The sequence below is a fragment of the Rikenella microfusus DSM 15922 genome (assembly GCF_000427365.1).
Lineage (GTDB): Bacteria > Bacteroidota > Bacteroidia > Bacteroidales > Rikenellaceae > Rikenella > Rikenella microfusus.
Genome location: NZ_KE386488.1, coordinates 2,316,782 through 2,333,130 on the forward strand (window position 1 = coordinate 2,316,782; position 16,349 = coordinate 2,333,130).

A 16,349-nucleotide genomic window follows, 5' to 3' on the forward strand; every position below is an offset into this window, starting at 1 on the left:
GAAATATCATGGTAAAAACGATTCTGGGTGTTCTGTCGCTGCTTGTCCTGCTGTCGTGCAGTACGGCCGTGAAGAAGAACACCGCCCAACCCGATATGATGGAAACGAACAAGAAAAATCTCGGCAAGCTCATAGCCCTCTATCCCAAGCCGATGACGGTTGTGGGAGCGGAAGTGAACGGAAAGGCGAACTGGCTCGTGGTGGGACATACGGGCGTTATCGGCCACGACCGGATACTGGTCAGTATGAGTAAAAGCCATTATACCAATCAGGGCATAAAAAAGACGAAAAGGCTGTCCGTCAATCTCGTGAGCCGCGAAATGCTGCCCAAAGCCGACTATGTAGGAAGCGTGAGCGGTGCGGCGGTCGATAAGTCGGAAGTTTTCGCTTACCATATCGGAGAGCACGGTACGCCCGTTATAGACGCTTCGCCGCTCACGATGGAGTGCGAGGTGGCGGACATTTACGAAACCGACGGCTTCGACAATTTCATTTGTGCGATAGTCAATACATACGCTGCTTCCGACATGCTCGACAACGATGGCAAACTCGACTATACAAAGCTGAAACCCGTGCTGTTCGAGTTTCCGACTTACTCCTACCTCGCCACGGGAGAGGTGATCGGTAAGTGCCTGAACTTAGATAAGCAGCCGGGCATGTGCGCCAAAGAGCCGATGACGGCCGACGGCATCGTGCGTCTCTCCAAAATCGAGGTCTACCCGCAATATCTCGACGAGTATATGAGATATGCGACCGAAGTGGGCGAAATCTCCCTGCGCACCGAACCGGGCGTGCTGACCATGTACGCCGTCGGCGAAAAGGAGAATCCCTGCAAGATAACGATTCTCGAAACGTATGCGAGCCGCGAGGCTTACGAGAAACACATCGCGTCTGAACATTTTCAGAAGTATAAACAGGGAACGTTGCACATGGTCAAATCGTTGGTATTGTCCGACCAAACGCCGCTCGATCCGGCCAACAAGCTCAATAACTTCATGCAATAAACAGAATGACTATGAACAAGATTCTTTTAATTTCTGCATTCAGTATTCTAACATTCAACGTTATGGCCCAGGAAAAGATCGTACAGACGGCCGGTCGCGACCAGCTCGGCGATTTTGCCCCCAAGTTTGCGGAACTCAACGACGACGTGCTCTTCGGCGAAGTGTGGAGCCGCACCGACAAACTCGGTCTGCGCGACCGCAGTCTGGTAACCATTACCTCCCTGATCAGTCAGGGCATTACGGACAACTCGCTCGTCTACCATCTCCAGTCGGCTAAGAAGAACGGCATCACCCGCACCGAGATCGCCGAGATTATCACCCATATCGGTTTCTATGCCGGTTGGCCGAAGGCTTGGGCAGCGTTCAACCTCGCCAAAGGCGTATGGGCGGAAGATACGGCCGGCGAAGACGCCAAAGCCGCTTTCCAGCGCGGGATGATTTTCCCGATCGGCGAACCGAATACGGCATACGCCCGATACTTCATCGGCAACAGTTACCTTGCCCCGATTTCACGCGAACAGGTGAATGTTTCCAACGTGACCTTCGAACCAGGCTGTCGCAACAACTGGCATATCCACAAGGCGACGAAAGGCGGCGGACAGATGTTGGTCGGCGTGGCCGGCCGCGGCTGGTATCAGGAGGAAGGCAAGCCCGCGCAGGAGATTCTGCCCGGTATGGTCATCCACATTCCGGCTAACGTGAAGCACTGGCACGGAGCGGCGGCCGACAGCTGGTTTGCGCATCTGGCGTTCGAGGTTCCCGGAGAGAACGCCTCCAACGAATGGCTCGAACCCGTGACGGACGAAGAATACGATAAACTTCAAAAATAGGAACCGATGTATAAAATCTTTTTTGCGCTATGGGTATTGGCAGGCATACCCGCGACGGCATTCACTCAACAAAAACAGGATATGGACAAGAACCGCAGAACGCTCGTGGCCTATTTTTCGGCGAGCGGAACGACCGCCCGGGCCGCCGGGAAACTGGCGGAAGCAACGGGCGGCACATTGTACGAGATTACCCCGGCCCGACCTTATACGGCTGCCGACCTCGACTGGAACGACAAGCGGTCGCGCAGTTCGGTGGAGATGAACGACCCCGGGGCGCGTCCGGCCCTCGGCGGCAAACCGCTGAATACGGACAGTTACGACGTGATCTTTATCGGTTATCCGATCTGGTGGAACCTTGCGCCGCGCATTGTCGATACCTTCATCGAGAGCCACGATCTGAAAGGAAAGACAGTGATACCGTTCGCCACGTCGGGGAGCAGCGGCATCGCGAACAGCGCGGCGGCGTTGAAACGGAGTTATCCCGATCTGAATTGGAAGGCGGGGAAACTGCTGAACCGGATGGACGGGGACGACATTCGTAAATGGATCGACGAATCGGGATATTGATCGAATCGAAAACGGCTTATGACCCCACTGTTTATCGGCGGAATCGGCATGCAGGAAGTGCTGCTGATCGCCCTGGTCGTGCTGCTGTTCTTCGGCGGCAGGAAGATTCCCGAACTGATGAAGGGAATCGGCAAAGGCGTCCGTTCCTTCAAAGAGGGAATGAACAACGTAGAGAAAGAGATTGAAGAAGTTAAGGAGATTAAAGAACCCGAACGGAAAGCATAACCGATGGCTGCCGAGGCGGATACGCAATCTTTCCGGGAACATTTGGACGTGCTGCGGGCGGCGATCGTCAGGAGCGCCGCCGTAGCCGCCGTGTTCGGCATCGCGGCGTTCTTTTTCAAGGAAGAGCTGTTCGCCGTCGTGCTGGCGCCGAAAGACGACGGGTTCGTTACCTACCGTCTGTTCGGTCGGATAGCGGCGTGGGCAGGAGGTGCTGTGGAACCGTTTTCCGTCCGGCTGATCAATACGGAGCTGGCGCAGCAGTTTATCATTCACATGAAGACCGCCCTGTGCGCCGGCGTGCTGTGCGCCTCGCCCTATATCCTTTACCGGCTGTTTCGGTTCGTCTCCCCGGCATTGTACGATAATGAACGGCGGTACGCCGTGCGGGTAGTCGCAGGGGGATACGCGATGTTCTCCCTGGGGGTGCTGGTCGGCTACTTTCTGATTTTTCCGCTGACGTTCCGCTTTCTGGGAACCTATCAGGTGAGCGGCGAGGTGGATAACCTCATCGCGCTCGACTCGTACATTTCGACGCTGGTGACAATGTGCCTGGCGATGGGGATCGTCTTCGAGATTCCGATGCTTTCGTGGCTGTTCGCCCGGTTGGGTTTCCTGTCGGCGGATTTCATGCGCCGTTACCGCAAACACGCCATTGTGATTATCCTCGTAATCGCCGCGGTTATTACGCCCACCTCGGACGTCTTCACGCTTTCGCTGATTGCATTACCCATGTGGGGGCTGTATGAAGCGAGTCTCCTGATCGTAAGGAGGTCGAAATCAGACAGCCGTTAAGGTATGGAACGGTTCGAGCCGGAAACGAACCGCAGCCGGCGTCCCGCTGAATGCGGAATATCCAACGGATTTTACGGCTATATCTGTCGATGCTGGAAATTCTCAGGATTATAAACCTCTCGGTCGAGAGGTTTTTTTTATTGCGCGGATCGGCGTGATATATATTGAAAATCAGTGAATCGTATCTTTTTTCGCGTGGTCTTTGCGACTGCACCCCGGTTTTATACGGCCTTTTTTTCCGGCTCGCGCCGTTTCTCTCCGGCGGCTGGAGATCGTCCGGCACCGAACCGAAACAGGCTTATCCGGAACCGCGCTCTTTAGCTGTGTCGTATCGCTACGGAAGCCTGTGTCCGGATTGCGTTTTTGTCATGCTGTTCGAGGGCTTATTAGTTGATGTATAGGAATATGTATGCCGTAACGGAGGGTGTTCTTTTAAACGTTCGGTTTTTGTCATATCCTGAGGCAAAGGTAGAAAACTTATCCGTTTGTGAACACGATTGTTCCGGAAATTGTTGAGTAGTTGATACATATATTGAATATTTATATATAACGTCGAACTGCCATTTTTCCCTTGCAAAAAACCGAACGTTTAAAAGAACAAACGTGAATTCTTACATCCGGTTTTTGTCAGTCGTATTTTCAGCTTAATCGATAGTCCATGAGGAAATTGGCCTTGATAGGGTTGTTGGCCGTTCTGGCGGTCGGAGGGGCGGCGCAGACCCCCGGCGACTCGGCTCGGATATATTTCCGGCGGGGACACCGCCAAGTCGATACGCATTTTCGGAACAACCGCGCCGAATTGGACCGTTTCGTCCGGGCCGTCCGGGAAGCGTCGGGGGCAGGCCGTCTCGAAAGCGTCGTGATCCGTTCCTACGCCTCGCCCGACGGGACGAGCCGGTCGAACGAACTGTTGTCCGCACGTAGGGCCGACTCCCTCGAAGCCTATATCGTACGTGCGGCGGGTATCCCCGCCGACCGCGTCCGGACATATCCCGAAGGGATCGGGTGGGGGCCGCTCCGCGCTCTGGTAGCGGCGTCGGACATGCGTTACCGGGACGAAGTGCTCGCTGTTCTCGACCATACGCCCGTCTGGGTGTTCGATGGCGACGGACGCGTGGTGAGCGGCCGTAAGAAAGAGTTGATGGATCTGCGGGGAGGCGTTCCCTACCGTTATATGTTCGAACATATCTTTCCCGACATCCGTGCCGGTCTGAGCGCGGTGCTTTACGTGTCTTCCGCCGATTCCGGACAGGCGCCTCCGCCCGACAGCACGGCCTCAGGCGACGGAGCGGGCCGTCCGCTGCCGGATACGCTTTCCGGCATGCCGGCCGATACGCCGCCGCCGTCCCCGGCCCGTTCGGAACAAGTCCGCGCAGGCGCGGAACCGGCCGCAGGGCCGGAGCCGGAACCCGTGCAGCGTTTCGCCCTTAAAACCAACCTGATATACGACGTTCTTCTGATGCCTTCGCTCGAAGCGGAATACCGCATCGGCGACCGCTGGTCGGTGAACCTCGAAGGCGAGATGGCCTGGTGGAAAAACGACGGCAAACACAAATATTACCAGCTCGCCACCCTCAGTCCCGAAGGCCGTTACTGGTTCGGGACGAAAAAACCGTGGCACGGGCATTACGTCGGGCTGTTCGGAGGCTTCTCGTGGTACGATCTGGAGAACGGAGGCCGCGGCTATCAGGGCGAGGCGGAGATGGTCGGCCTGAGCTACGGCTATATGTTCCCCGTGGGACGGAGGCTTTCGTTCGAAGCGGGCGTCGGCGTGGGATATATGCACAGCAAATACGAAGAATACCTGCCGATAGACGGCCACTACGTGTACCAACAGACGAGCCGTATGGACTATTTCGGGCCGCTGAAATTGAAATTCGCCCTCGTATGGCGCTTGTGGAATACCGGCGACAGCAAGAAAGGAGGCGTGCGATGAAGACAGCGATACGGCATACGGTCGCGGGCATGGCCCTCGCCGCTCTGGCGGTATTGCCCACGGGTTGCCGCAAAGACCTCTGTTACGATCACGACGAGCACAATTACGCGGTGAAAGTGGACGCCGTCGCCTCGTGGGAGCGGGAGTGGGAGCGAAGCCACGCCGTCGATTGGGAGAGCGAGTGGGCCGGCCGGGGCTGGGACGGCTGGATCGCCTACGATGCGCTGCGCCCCGACGCGGCGGACGGTATCCGGTGCGTGGTTTACAAGTCGGACGGTATCCATTCGTCGAACAATCTGCCTCCGGAAGGCGGCCGCCTGCCGTTGAGCGAAGAGGGCGCCCATGCGTTGCTGTTTTACAACAACGATACCGAATATATCGTATTCGATAACCTTACCGCATCGGGCACGGCGACCGCCACCACCCGCACCCGCACGCGCGGCGGTTTCGGCGGTCTGCACGCGGACGAGCGCACGATCAATCCTCCGGATATGCTTTACGGGGCTTATATCGACGAGTACGTGGCGTCCAAAGATACGGAAGTGAAACGACTGCCGGTCGCGATGCGGCCGCTGACCTATACCTACGCGATACGCTATGAATTCGACGCGGGTCTGGAATACGTGGCGTTGGCGCGCGGCGCTCTGGCGGGCATGGCCGAGAGCGTCTATTTGCAGGACGGGCACACGGGCAGCGAAACCGCCACCATCCTGTTCGACGACGACGCCTGCCGGCTGACGGATTTCGGCGTGGAAGCCCGGCTGCAATCGTTCGGCGTGCCCGACTATCCGGGCGATCATTACGCGAAAGCGACGAACCGCTATACGCTGAATCTGGAGGTGCGTTTGTCGAACGGCGCGTACAAGACCTTTGAATTCGATGTGACCGACCAGGTGGCGGCGCAGCCGCGCGGCGGGGTCATCGTGGTTTCCGGCATCGTGGTTTCCGGCGAGGAGGCCGGGGGCGGCTCCGGCTTCGATGTGGACGTGGACGGCTGGGGAGCGTATGAGGATATCGAGATGCCGTTGAATTAAAACGGCGCCGGTGAAAAGCGTCGGAAACCGGCCGATGGATATGGAAAATCCGATTATGCGCATTGATATGCGATTGGCGTAAAGTACGTAATCGGGCAAACTTACCGCAAAAGAAAAACCAATTTTTAAACGCATAAGATGATGAAACACCAAGTGTTTTTGCTCGCAGCGGTCGCAGCGGTCGCAGCGGGGTGTACGAAAAGCGAAACGGTCGGCAGCGCCGACGGCAAATGGATCCGATTCGACAACGCTTTTGTCGGCAATGCGACTAAGGCTATTACGGCTCTCGATGATGAGAAGATCGAAAAGATGTATGTATATGGTACATCGAGTTCGAATAACAGTTTGTTCTCGAATCAGGAAGTTACAAAACAGGGTGACTCCTGGGTTTATTCTCCGTTGGTAGAGTGGGAAACGGGTAAGACTTATACGTTTGCGGCTTATTCTGACGGCAATAACAAAATAGACAACAACGTAGTTTGGAACAGTACCGAAGAGAAGCTGAGCATTTCCGATTATTCCGTTTCCGATGAGAAGCAGAACGACCTGGTCGTATCCATCGCGTCGAATGCTACAGCGGTTGGTAACAACAACGCGAAAGTAGCATTCACATTCAGCCATGCTTTGGCGAAGATCAAGTTCACCATTAAGAGCGAGCTGGGGGACGACAACCCGATAACCATTACCGCCTTTAAGGTGGGTGCCAATAACGACATATGCACGACGGGGGATTTGACGTTCACCAATAGCGACACCCCGACTAGCACCTGGGATACTCAAGATAAAGCAAAGGGGCAGTTGGGGGCTAATTTTACTGAGACAGCCCAAACGACCGTTCCCAGCGTGTCCGACGAACTGGTAGTGATTCCGCAAGAAATCGGTTCGTTGAGCATTTCCTTTAAGGCCAAGTTTGGCGAAGAGGGCGAAGAGAAGAGTATACAAGGTACGATTTCGTCCGTCGATTGGAAGGCAGGTAACTGTTATAATTATACGGCTTCCATTACCGGGAAGCAGATGGATGTGATTCAGTTCGGCGTTCCGACCGTTTCGGACTGGGGGCCGGAAACGCCGGGAGACGTGACGCTCCAATAAGCAGCTCTTCGTTTCCGTCGGGTCGTTTTTCAGGAGAAAGGCCCGACGGATACGCTGTCGCCGAAGGCCGCAGCTCCGTTCCGTACGGGGATGCGCGCCGGGGCGCAGTTTCGGTCCGGGAGGGGTTGAATGTTCCCCTTCCGGGCGCAAAAGGCGGGTAAAAGCCGGGTGAAAGGCGGGCGTTCCCGGAACGGCCGGCCCCGCGCGATTCCGGTCGTCCGGCTACGAAGCGGAGCAGCCGGGGGAAAAGACCGCAAAACGGAAAAATATCAGCAATCAAGAGGTATGGTAAGAAAAAATGCTATCAGGCTCCTGCTCGTGCCGGTCGCGATGGGACTGGCGGCCTGTCGGCACGATGCCGGGCCGGACGCGGCCGGGGCGATCCGTTTCGCCTCGCCCGCCCTTACGCGTGTCGCCATCGAGAATGCCGACGACCTGGAGACCTTCGGCAGCGCTTTCACCGTATGGGGCAGGTATGCCGCTTCCGGCGGTGGCGGCGAGTACGGCGAGGTGTTTCGGGGCGGCAGGAAGGTGACCTACGGCACGGCGGGCTGGACCTACGAGGGCGATTACGAATACTGGTGTCCGGGCAACACGTATGATTTTTACGCCCTCTGTCCGTCGGTGGAGCAATTGGCGGGCAAGGAAATTTCGGCCGAGGGCGACCGCGACGGCCATATCGTCGTGCGGAATTTCGATGCGAGGAAAGGCATCGATCTGATGCGGGCGGAACGGACCGTTTCCGTGACGCAGGGGGTCTGGCCGGGGCGCGTCGCGTTTTCGTTCCGCCACCTGACCGCCCGCGTGGAGTTCGTCGGTAAACCCGACCCGGCCTCGGCGGAGATGATAAAGGATTTCCGGGTGGAGGTAACCGGAGCCAGACTGTACGGGATACCCTCCGGAGGGGCATATAAAGACGCGGAGTGGATATCGGGAACGATGACCGATGCGGATAATCCTTTCAGCAGTTATACAGTTCCCGACGGGGGAACGGGCATCGTGCTGGATAAAAATGGCACGTCCGTAATCGGGGCGAACGAAACGGGGAAAGCCTGCCTGCCTCTGCCCGGCCGGTTGGACGAGGGGGCCTATTTCGCGGTGGATTACGTCGTGAAGTCGGCGGACGATGACACGGGCGTGGAGCATACCGAGGTCATACCGCTCGCTTCGCTCGGCGTAACCGAATGGGAACCCGGCCGCAGTTACCGTTACACTTTCACGGTGGCGGACGGCGACCATATCCTGTTTTCCCCGCCCGCCGTCGAAGCCTGGCAGGATGCCACGGGCGGCATTATCGTAGTGGAATAATCCGATAAGCATATCATGGAAGGTTTGAGACGTTTTTCCCGGTTGTTCGCTGTTTCTGCGGCGCTTCTGGCGGGTTGTACGAAAGAGGGCGGCCCGGAGGCGCCCGACGCGACGCGCAGCGTCGTCTTCGGCGTTCCCGGAGTCAGCGTGGAGACGCGCGCGGCTACCGACGGTTTTTACGACCGGTTTCCCGACGGCGGTTCGTTCGGCGTGTTCGGTTATTGTCTGGCGCAGGAGGTCATCGACGGAAACAAAAACAAAATCAATTTCAGCTCGGGAAGTTCGCCGTGGGGAAGCAAGAACGAGCTGTGCCGTCCCCGTGTGTTCAACAACGTGGAGGTGACCTATACAGCCGCCGCGGGATGCGTTTATGATTCTCCCGTGAAGTGGTACCGCGACGGCGCGGCCCAGGGGCAGACGGGTATCGCGGCCGACGAAGCGGGGGACGGCGTATTGTCCGGTACCGACGACTATTTGTATTCGTTCTTCGCCTATTATCCCTATGCCGGTCAGGAAGCGTCCTACCGGCCTTTCGCGTTCACCCGTCCGGCGAGCGATGCGGATGCGGGCGCCCCGAAGTTCAGTTTTTCCATGCCTTTCGAGAGCGGCGGAGCGACGAATTTTTCCGAAAAACTGGACGATACGCAGACGCCCGATGCCATGTTCGCCGTGGACTACAACCACAGGAAAACGGAGGGGCAGGTCAGTTTCAGTTTCTCGCACCTGCTGACGGGACTGGGCTTTCGGGTAAACAATTACAGCCAGACTGCCGAAAGCGGCGGGACGGGGAGCGGCGCCGGCAAGGATCTCTATATCTATTCCATCCGGCTAACCGGCGATTTCTACCGTTCCGTCAGCGTGGATTTGTCGAATGCCGACGTGGCGGTCGAATACGATGCCAAGGATGTTTACCGGGGCTATTATCTGGTTTACCAGAGCGAGGAGCTGGACGGCACGCGGGTTACCTGGGATGCCTCGGAGGGGAAAAATACGCTCGCGCCGACGAAATATATCCGTCTGCTGCCGGGCAACGACGCCGGGCAGGGTTACCTGGGGCCGGTAGGTCCCGACGGGAAATATAACGGTAAACTGCAGGTGGAATACAGGTTCGGCGACGGCGAGAGGAAAACGGAGGAGCTGACCCGTCCGGGTTCTTTCGCGCCCCGTTCGGGCGTGCGTTATACGGCGCAGATCAACTGGGTGGGCGACGCTTTCGTGGTTATGGTGCAGGGCGACAACGACGAGGTGTGGGAAGAGGGTTCCGACGACGAGGTGTCGTTCCAATAAAGATAACGAAGACAAGGAGGATTGTATAGATGATGACAGCCAGAGCGATAAAACACGTTTCGCGCCTCGTGCCGTTGCTGGCGGCGCTGGCGGCGTTTTCCTGCACGAAGGACAAGTTCGGAAACGGCCCTGCGAGCGGGGAGCCGGGGACGCTCGCCGTCACCGTGCGGAGCGAAGAACTGCTGCCGGCCGAGGTAGCCACCCGGGTCGGCGATCCCAAAAGCGACGCCGAGAAGGAGATCAAACAGTTTTACCTCTTTTTTTTCGATGCGGAGGGAAAGTATCTGAGGTCGAGCACCGAAGCAGAACGTTTCTTCGGGTTCCAGACATCGCAGCCGGGTACCTCCGTGATGAATATCGACAGCAAAGCGATCGACCAGACCCAGCTGCAAGGCGAAATCACCGTCTATGCCGTGGCCAACGTGGAGGAGGGGACTTTCCGGGATAGCGATAAGGACGGCCGGTGCGACGGGATCGATGATCTTGCGGCGTTGCAAGGGTACGAATACAGCCCCGAGGCTGTCGGCGTCGGGCTTCCCGAGTCGGGCATGCCGATGGTGGGCATGGGCAAGATCACCCTCAGCCAGGATCGGGCGAACGCCCTCACCATAGAGATGAAAGCGCTGATGGCGCGGGTGGACGTGACGCTGCGGATCGATTCCGAAACGACCACCGAAGACCGGCTGCCCCGCCTGAGCATGATCGAATGGAGCGCGGTGAACCTGCCGGAATCCGTTTGTTTTATCGCGCCCGAATCGGGCGTCACCCCAACGGACGTATCGATGCACGAATCGGTTACGGTGCCGAGGCAGGATGTGATTTACAACCGGAACGGGACGGTCGAGATTTCGTTTTACGTATTCGAAAATCTGCAACCGGCCGATAAGGCGGATCCTGACGGCGAAAAGGGAGAGAAGTGGAACTGGACGGGAGATTATCCGGACGGCCCTCTGGACGAAGACGAGAACCCGACCGAACTTTCCGACGCGGAGAAACAACGCTACAAGCCCTGCCTGTCGAACGGGAGGGCGACCGCCGTGGAGATACATTGCAATTATTATACGTATAACAGCACCGACGGGCAACCGGCGTATTACGACGTGACTTATACGCTCTATCCGGGCGCGGATCCCGTCGATGATTTCAACGTGAGGCGTAACAGCCAGTACCGGAGCGATGTCGTTATCAAAGGGATCACTCAGGTGGGAACGAATCCCGACCACGTGAACTTCGACGCCCGCGTGAATATTCTGGAAAACAATAACTATTTCGTTTCCATACTGAGGGAACGGAACCACGACGCCCATTTCTGCGTCACGCCGATGGATATTTACCTGTTCAAGGAGAAGGACGATCCGGATGTGGAACCCACGATGGAAGTTACTCTGGGCGATGACGCGAACGATGCCGAAGGCAACCCGTGGATACGGATGGAGCGCATACCGGCGAACCTGATGGAGTCCGGAAACGTTACCGACGACCCGAATTACAACGAAAGGCACAGCGACGTAAGCTCTTCCGGCAAATGGCTCGATAACAGGGGGCTGCCGTGGCACGCCGGGACGGGGAAGCGCCGCTGGTTCACCACCGGGCTGTTGAGAGAGTTGGATGCCAACACGGTGGAAGAGAGGGGAACGAACGGAAAAACGTGCGTGATGCACCACCGCGACCGGATCTATTTCTATCTGGACGAAAATCTCGGCGATAACGACCGGACGGCCACCGTGACGCTGGTCTATAAGGAGAACGGCGCGGAGATTTCCCACCGCACGCTGGAAATCCGCCAGGTGCCGTTGCTGGAGGTGAAAGTGTATAACCGTAAGAACCCCCGAGAGCATATCCATACTATTTATATGGAGCAGTACGAAGAGTATGCGCAGCATTACGACCCGCTGGACGAATATTCGACGACGGCCGTCTATACGGGACGGACATGGGGGAATAACGGACTCGGATTTGGCAACGCGCGTATCATACCGTTGCATGAGGAAAACGCTGATAATATGGAGCGTAGTATTTATGGGAGGTATTTTGAGATTTTTTTCAATTATTATCACGGACGCGATCTTACGCCCTATTTATGTAAAGAGGCCGGTCAGTTGGTTATGAACCTGAATGGTCAGCCTCGTTCGGCTCCCGAATATTGTTATAACAAAAATATCCGTAACGATTCCGGGACTGTCCCGTTTGAGGACGAAACACCATGGGGGAGCGATTATGTGAGGATTACCGAGAACGATGCCAAATGGTTTTTGCCCGGTATCCGTCAGATGGAAGATGCGCTGAGCGCTTATTATACCGCTTATAGTGAATTTGCTTCCGATTTTTATTGGTCGTCGTCGGTGGCGAGAAACGATGGTATTATTAATACGCAGAATACCTCTCGCGCCCGCGCTACGAAGATCGAAGGCAATCAGTATGTCGAGAGTTACGATTCGGACGACGCATATCCTTCGGGAGGCTGGGCTAACCGTACCGAAAGTTTGCGTGTCCGGGCTTTCCGGATCGACAAAAAGCCGATCGAATATTAGCGCCTGTATCTTTCCGGGCATGGAACCGGCCCTGCGGAATCGGAATTCCGCAGGGCCGGCCTGTTTTCAGGCGGGAATGTCGCGTTATCTCCGCCGGTACGGGCGACGGGTGCGGAACGCCTCTCCCGGCGGGAGGGCGATGACGTAGAGGGGGATTATAAATCTTTGATTAGTACCGTATTTTTCCGGTTATAGACCGTTTCGCGCAGGTTCAGGATCGTCTGCCACTCTTGGGCGAAGTCGTTTTTGATGTCGATGCGGAAATCTTCGGAACCGTAGGTGTCCACCCGTTCGAACAGGTCGCCGACGCTGAGGCGGCCGATGTCCCGGGCGGGGATATAGGCCGGGACGACTTTATCGTCTTCGGCCGGGGTTTCGGCGACGAGGCCGATTTTCAGCAGCGTGTCGAGCGTATCGGAGGTGAGCTGCGTCGGGATGCGGTACCGTTCGGAGATGGCGTCCGCCGTGTAGGGCGTCTCGCCGGTTTCGAACCGTTTGACGATAAGGTACATGACGGTCAGCAGCGTGAAGTCCCGGTAGCGGCGGCTGATATTTTTGGTCTCTTGTTCGAAGTCGAATTTGCTGACGTTCTGGTGGGCGAAGGCCAGCTCGGCGCCGAACAGACAGATGAACCACGACAGTTGCAGCCAGAGCAGCAGCAGCGGCAGCGCGGCGAAACTTCCGTAAATGGCGTTGTATTTCGATATCCATATCTGGCCGCCGATGTAGAGCATCTGGAATATCTGGAACGCGATGCCGGTGAACAGACCGGCGAACAACGCGCTGCCGAACCGGACTTTGGTGTTCGGCACGTACATGTACAGGAATACGAACAGCAGGATGGTGATCAGGTAAGGTATGGATTTGGCTATCGGGGCGATGGCCCAGCCGAGGATATGTTCCTGTCCGGCGGCGGTGCTGAGCAGGATCGAAAAACCGGCGTTGCAGATCAGGAACACGGGGGTGATGACCACCAGGGCGAGGTAGTCGGTGAATTGGCGTACATAGGGGCGTCCCCGGCGGATTTGCCAGATGTCGTTGAAGTTGCTCTCGATTTTGCTGAGCAGGCTGAACACCGTGTAGAGCAGCAGTACGATGCCGACGCCTAAGAATACGCCGCCTTTGGCGTATTCGATCGACTGGTCGATGAAGCCCATGGCTTTGCGGAGCAGGTCTTCCTGGCCGGCGAAATAGCGGAACAGCTCGCTCTGGACGATGTTCTGGAATCCGAAGCCTCGGGCGATGGCGAACAGGACGGCGAGGACGGGTACGATGGAGAGCAGGGTGCTGTATGTCAGCGCTCCGGCGCGTATGTTGAGTTGCGCCCCCCGGATGTTGCGGATGGCGAGGATGAAGCTTTTCAACAGGTTGTAGAGGCCGACCCGTTTGACGGAGCTGTCGATGCTGCTGATCCGCCAGATGTCGTAGGTGAAGAACCGGATCGTGTCGATGACGAATTGTTTTATTTTCTGGAATAGCTGTTTCATGGCCGGAAGTATGTCCGATAAAGTTATCAAAAATCGGGCAATCGGCGCGGGTGCGGGCGGATTTACCATGCGGGAGGATGATTGGGACGGCTGTATGCGATCGTATTTCGTTCGGTAAGTATATCCGACTTTACCCTATAATTATATGCACGCCTGATTTTCAGTATATTTCGGCCTGCACCCATCCCCTTAAGCAGAGAAAGCCCCGATCCCCTGTGCCGAGCGGCACCGCAGGGCCGTTTAGGGAGATCGTTGCCCGATTTTGGGTAATGTCGTATATACTTACCAAATCGTATATATTTACTTCCCCGGTTATATACTTTGGTATACCAAATCTATTCGGTGATTATCTCCCTCTATCGGCTCCGCGCCGGACGGCATGAGGCGGTACAAATCCGGGCAAAAGACCCGGAGGGTCCGGCGCGAGCCGAGAAACGCCGATGAAGATTAATGGTATATCAAAGGATATAATCGGGTTTACTTTTTGTTTTTATTCCGGTATTCGATTTTCAGGCTGTTTCGGCCCGGCGTCCGAGGGGGGACAGGTATCGGTTTGTTGTAATTTATCGGGTATTCGTGTGGATTTTTATTTAGTTGTAGGTTTTAATTTGTGTTAATTTTTATTATATTTGAGGGTAGTCATTAAGAATATAATGTCATGCACAAATTATTACTATGGATTGTGTCGATTTTGGCGCCCATTGGTGTCGTGTCCTGTAAAACGCAAGTGAAAAATCCGGTCGAAATGCAAAAAATCGAATTGCGGTCGGAGGAAGACCGGTTTCTGGCGAATTTCGTCGAAGCCGGGCCGGAGGGGCTTTCCGTGGCGATTTCGCGCGAAGAGGCTTTGTTCGCAGGGGCGACGGCGGCGGGGTATGCCGATTTGGAGCGGCAGGTCGCCCGGATCAATGCCGGGTATGATGCGGCGTCTTACGATTATTGGAAGCAGGCAGGGCGGCAACAGCAGTCCGCGACTAAAACGAACGCTTCGTTCGAGGGGACTTACGACAAGTACAATACTTTGGACCGGGATAAGTTTCTGGAAAACTTCGTTTACGTCGAGAATGGCGAGGTTGTCCTGAAAATCTCGGAAGAGAGGGCCGTGCTTTGCGGAGCTACTGTCGAAGGCTATCGGGCGGTGCTCGACGGAGTGGCGGACTTGAACCGGATGGTGCAGGCGGGGGACTATGATTGCGACGATGTCCGCGAGTGTTTCGATGCCAAACGAGAGTATATTTTGTCGCAGTCCGGTAAGTCGTTGCCTGTGAGTAAAGCGGAAATCCAGGAACCACCGGAAACTTATGCCACGGTCGAACTCGTGAACGGTGACAGACAACGAAATTGTAGTTTTTACGGCTCCGATTCGATTATATGCGCCGTAACAGGGAACAGTTTTGCTGCTTCAGCTATAGTGCAAGATTTATATACATTGCAGACTTTGAATCATATGGGATTCTCTTCCCATAAGATGTTCAAGGCGTGCCTGACATATCCGGAAGGCGGGCATTATTCGTTTCTTTGTACGAAAACTGTCGATAGTTACGATGTGACGATACGTTTTGTAGAGTACCATTGATTTTTCACTTTTAAAATAGCCGTACAGATGAAAACATGGATATTTTGGGCAGCCGCGATACTGTCCGTCGCCTGGCGACCGGTTGTGCATGCGCAGGATTTCGACGCCAAACTCAAGCGCTTCGTGACGATCGCCGACGGGAAATACGCCCCCGAGATCTCGTGCGACGAGGCGGTCAAACTGGGATTCACGGTGAACGATTACAAGCGTTTCGTCCGGTATGTGGAACAGCTTAACGTCGATGACGGGCAGGCGTTGACGCTGCCGGAAAATCTTTTTTTGGACTCGTTCCTGGAGTTCCACGGCGATACGCTCGTGCTGGCGATCCCGTTGGAAAAGGCTTTGCGGGCAGGGGCTACGGTCGAAGGGTATTTCCAGCGGCTGGAGGTTGCCCAGGCAACAGATGCGTTTTTTAGAAATGGAACCGACGGAGTTTTGATGACAAAAGCCGAGCGAGAAGAGATGCGGCAGGGATTCAAGGAGCATTTGGCGAAATACCAGCGGAAATTGCAGGAATTCGCCCGCCGGCATCCGGACAGTTGCGCCGTGCGGATCGTCTTCACGCCTCCTAAGGAAAATAAAATCCTGAAGAATACATTTTTTATTCCCGCTCCGAAGAAGGTTGAATAGAGCGGGGCGGAGGCGAAATATACGGGCGGCGTATTTTCCTTTGCAGGAAA

14 protein-coding genes are annotated in these 16,349 nt (G+C 56.0%); 13 read left to right on the top strand and 1 reads right to left on the bottom strand.

Going from position 1 to position 16,349, the window contains the following annotated elements; translation table 11 throughout:
- The first annotated feature begins 8 nt into the window (after positions 1-8).
- The 11 genes from RIKMI_RS0110685 to RIKMI_RS0110735 all read left to right on the top strand — a co-directional run bounded on the left by RIKMI_RS0110685 (position 9) and on the right by RIKMI_RS0110735 (position 12,606).
- The gene (locus RIKMI_RS0110685) at positions 9-1,004 is read left to right on the top strand and encodes a flavin reductase (RefSeq protein WP_027291594.1); all 996 of its coding nucleotides are present in this window, start codon (positions 9-11) and stop codon (positions 1,002-1,004) included.
- A gap of 11 nt (positions 1,005-1,015) precedes the next feature.
- Positions 1,016-1,834 (top strand): carboxymuconolactone decarboxylase family protein, encoded by an 819-nt coding sequence (locus tag RIKMI_RS0110690; RefSeq protein WP_084135277.1) that lies wholly within the window; start codon positions 1,016-1,018, stop codon positions 1,832-1,834.
- 6 nt (positions 1,835-1,840) lie between these two features.
- Positions 1,841-2,401, top strand: coding sequence for a flavodoxin (locus RIKMI_RS0110695; RefSeq protein ID WP_027291596.1), 561 nt, complete (start codon positions 1,841-1,843; stop codon positions 2,399-2,401).
- A gap of 18 nt (positions 2,402-2,419) precedes the next feature.
- A complete protein-coding gene (gene tatA / locus RIKMI_RS0110700) occupies positions 2,420-2,626 on the top strand; it encodes a twin-arginine translocase TatA/TatE family subunit (protein ID WP_027291597.1) in 207 nt (68 codons plus the stop codon).
- Positions 2,627-2,629: 3 nt separating this feature from the next.
- A complete protein-coding gene (gene tatC / locus RIKMI_RS0110705) occupies positions 2,630-3,418 on the top strand; it encodes a twin-arginine translocase subunit TatC (RefSeq protein ID WP_027291598.1) in 789 nt (262 codons plus the stop codon).
- 658 nt (positions 3,419-4,076) lie between these two features.
- Entirely contained in the window at positions 4,077-5,354 is a 1,278-nt protein-coding gene (locus RIKMI_RS0110710) for a DUF3575 domain-containing protein (RefSeq protein ID WP_027291599.1), read from the top strand.
- Positions 5,351-6,388 carry a DUF5119 domain-containing protein gene (locus tag RIKMI_RS0110715; protein ID WP_037291891.1) on the top strand — a complete coding sequence of 346 codons (1,038 nt, stop codon included), beginning with the start codon at positions 5,351-5,353 and terminating at the stop codon, positions 6,386-6,388. The genes RIKMI_RS0110710 and RIKMI_RS0110715 overlap by 4 nt, the downstream gene beginning before the upstream one ends.
- A 141-nt stretch (positions 6,389-6,529) precedes the next feature.
- A complete protein-coding gene (locus RIKMI_RS0110720; protein ID WP_169715523.1) occupies positions 6,530-7,480 on the top strand; it encodes a fimbrillin family protein in 951 nt (316 codons plus the stop codon).
- 285 nt (positions 7,481-7,765) lie between these two features.
- Positions 7,766-8,788, top strand: a complete 1,023-nt coding sequence (locus RIKMI_RS14430) for a fimbrillin family protein (RefSeq protein ID WP_051214511.1) — start codon at positions 7,766-7,768, stop codon at positions 8,786-8,788.
- 15 nt (positions 8,789-8,803) lie between these two features.
- A complete protein-coding gene (locus RIKMI_RS0110730) occupies positions 8,804-10,075 on the top strand; it encodes a fimbrillin family protein (protein WP_027291602.1) in 1,272 nt (423 codons plus the stop codon).
- 29 nt (positions 10,076-10,104) lie between these two features.
- Positions 10,105-12,606, top strand: coding sequence for a DUF4906 domain-containing protein (locus RIKMI_RS0110735; RefSeq protein ID WP_027291603.1), 2,502 nt, complete (start codon positions 10,105-10,107; stop codon positions 12,604-12,606).
- Between the two features lie 155 nt (positions 12,607-12,761).
- On the opposite strand, the gene RIKMI_RS0110745 is transcribed toward RIKMI_RS0110735, so the two are convergent.
- A complete protein-coding gene (locus tag RIKMI_RS0110745; RefSeq protein ID WP_037291893.1) occupies positions 12,762-14,093 on the bottom strand; it encodes a YihY/virulence factor BrkB family protein in 1,332 nt (443 codons plus the stop codon).
- A 745-nt stretch (positions 14,094-14,838) separates the two neighbouring features.
- Here RIKMI_RS0110745 and RIKMI_RS0110755 point away from each other — a divergent pair.
- Both RIKMI_RS0110755 and RIKMI_RS0110760 read left to right on the top strand, forming a co-directional pair.
- The gene (locus RIKMI_RS0110755) at positions 14,839-15,669 is read left to right on the top strand and encodes a hypothetical protein (protein WP_147288473.1); all 831 of its coding nucleotides are present in this window, start codon (positions 14,839-14,841) and stop codon (positions 15,667-15,669) included.
- A 27-nt stretch (positions 15,670-15,696) separates the two neighbouring features.
- Complete coding sequence (locus tag RIKMI_RS0110760; RefSeq protein WP_027291606.1) at positions 15,697-16,299, top strand: hypothetical protein; 603 nt, start codon at positions 15,697-15,699, stop codon at positions 16,297-16,299.
- The last annotated feature ends 50 nt before the right edge of the window (positions 16,300-16,349 follow it).

Excerpts from the sequence above, each read along its gene's own strand:
- RIKMI_RS0110685 (WP_027291594.1), top strand. The coding sequence starts at position 9 with ATGGTAAAAACGATTCTGGGTGTTCTGTCGCTGCTTGTCCTGCTGTCG.
- RIKMI_RS0110690 (WP_084135277.1), top strand. The coding sequence starts at position 1,016 with ATGAACAAGATTCTTTTAATTTCTGCATTCAGTATTCTAACATTCAAC.
- RIKMI_RS0110695 (WP_027291596.1), top strand. The coding sequence starts at position 1,841 with ATGTATAAAATCTTTTTTGCGCTATGGGTATTGGCAGGCATACCCGCG.
- tatA (WP_027291597.1), top strand. The coding sequence starts at position 2,420 with ATGACCCCACTGTTTATCGGCGGAATCGGCATGCAGGAAGTGCTGCTG.
- tatC (WP_027291598.1), top strand. The coding sequence starts at position 2,630 with ATGGCTGCCGAGGCGGATACGCAATCTTTCCGGGAACATTTGGACGTG.
- RIKMI_RS0110710 (WP_027291599.1), top strand. The coding sequence starts at position 4,077 with ATGAGGAAATTGGCCTTGATAGGGTTGTTGGCCGTTCTGGCGGTCGGA.
- RIKMI_RS0110715 (WP_037291891.1), top strand. The coding sequence starts at position 5,351 with ATGAAGACAGCGATACGGCATACGGTCGCGGGCATGGCCCTCGCCGCT.
- RIKMI_RS0110720 (WP_169715523.1), top strand. The coding sequence starts at position 6,530 with ATGAAACACCAAGTGTTTTTGCTCGCAGCGGTCGCAGCGGTCGCAGCG.
- RIKMI_RS14430 (WP_051214511.1), top strand. The coding sequence starts at position 7,766 with ATGGTAAGAAAAAATGCTATCAGGCTCCTGCTCGTGCCGGTCGCGATG.
- RIKMI_RS0110730 (WP_027291602.1), top strand. The coding sequence starts at position 8,804 with ATGGAAGGTTTGAGACGTTTTTCCCGGTTGTTCGCTGTTTCTGCGGCG.
- RIKMI_RS0110735 (WP_027291603.1), top strand. The coding sequence starts at position 10,105 with ATGATGACAGCCAGAGCGATAAAACACGTTTCGCGCCTCGTGCCGTTG.
- RIKMI_RS0110745 (WP_037291893.1), bottom strand. The coding sequence starts at position 14,093 with ATGAAACAGCTATTCCAGAAAATAAAACAATTCGTCATCGACACGATC.
- RIKMI_RS0110755 (WP_147288473.1), top strand. The coding sequence starts at position 14,839 with ATGCAAAAAATCGAATTGCGGTCGGAGGAAGACCGGTTTCTGGCGAAT.
- RIKMI_RS0110760 (WP_027291606.1), top strand. The coding sequence starts at position 15,697 with ATGAAAACATGGATATTTTGGGCAGCCGCGATACTGTCCGTCGCCTGG.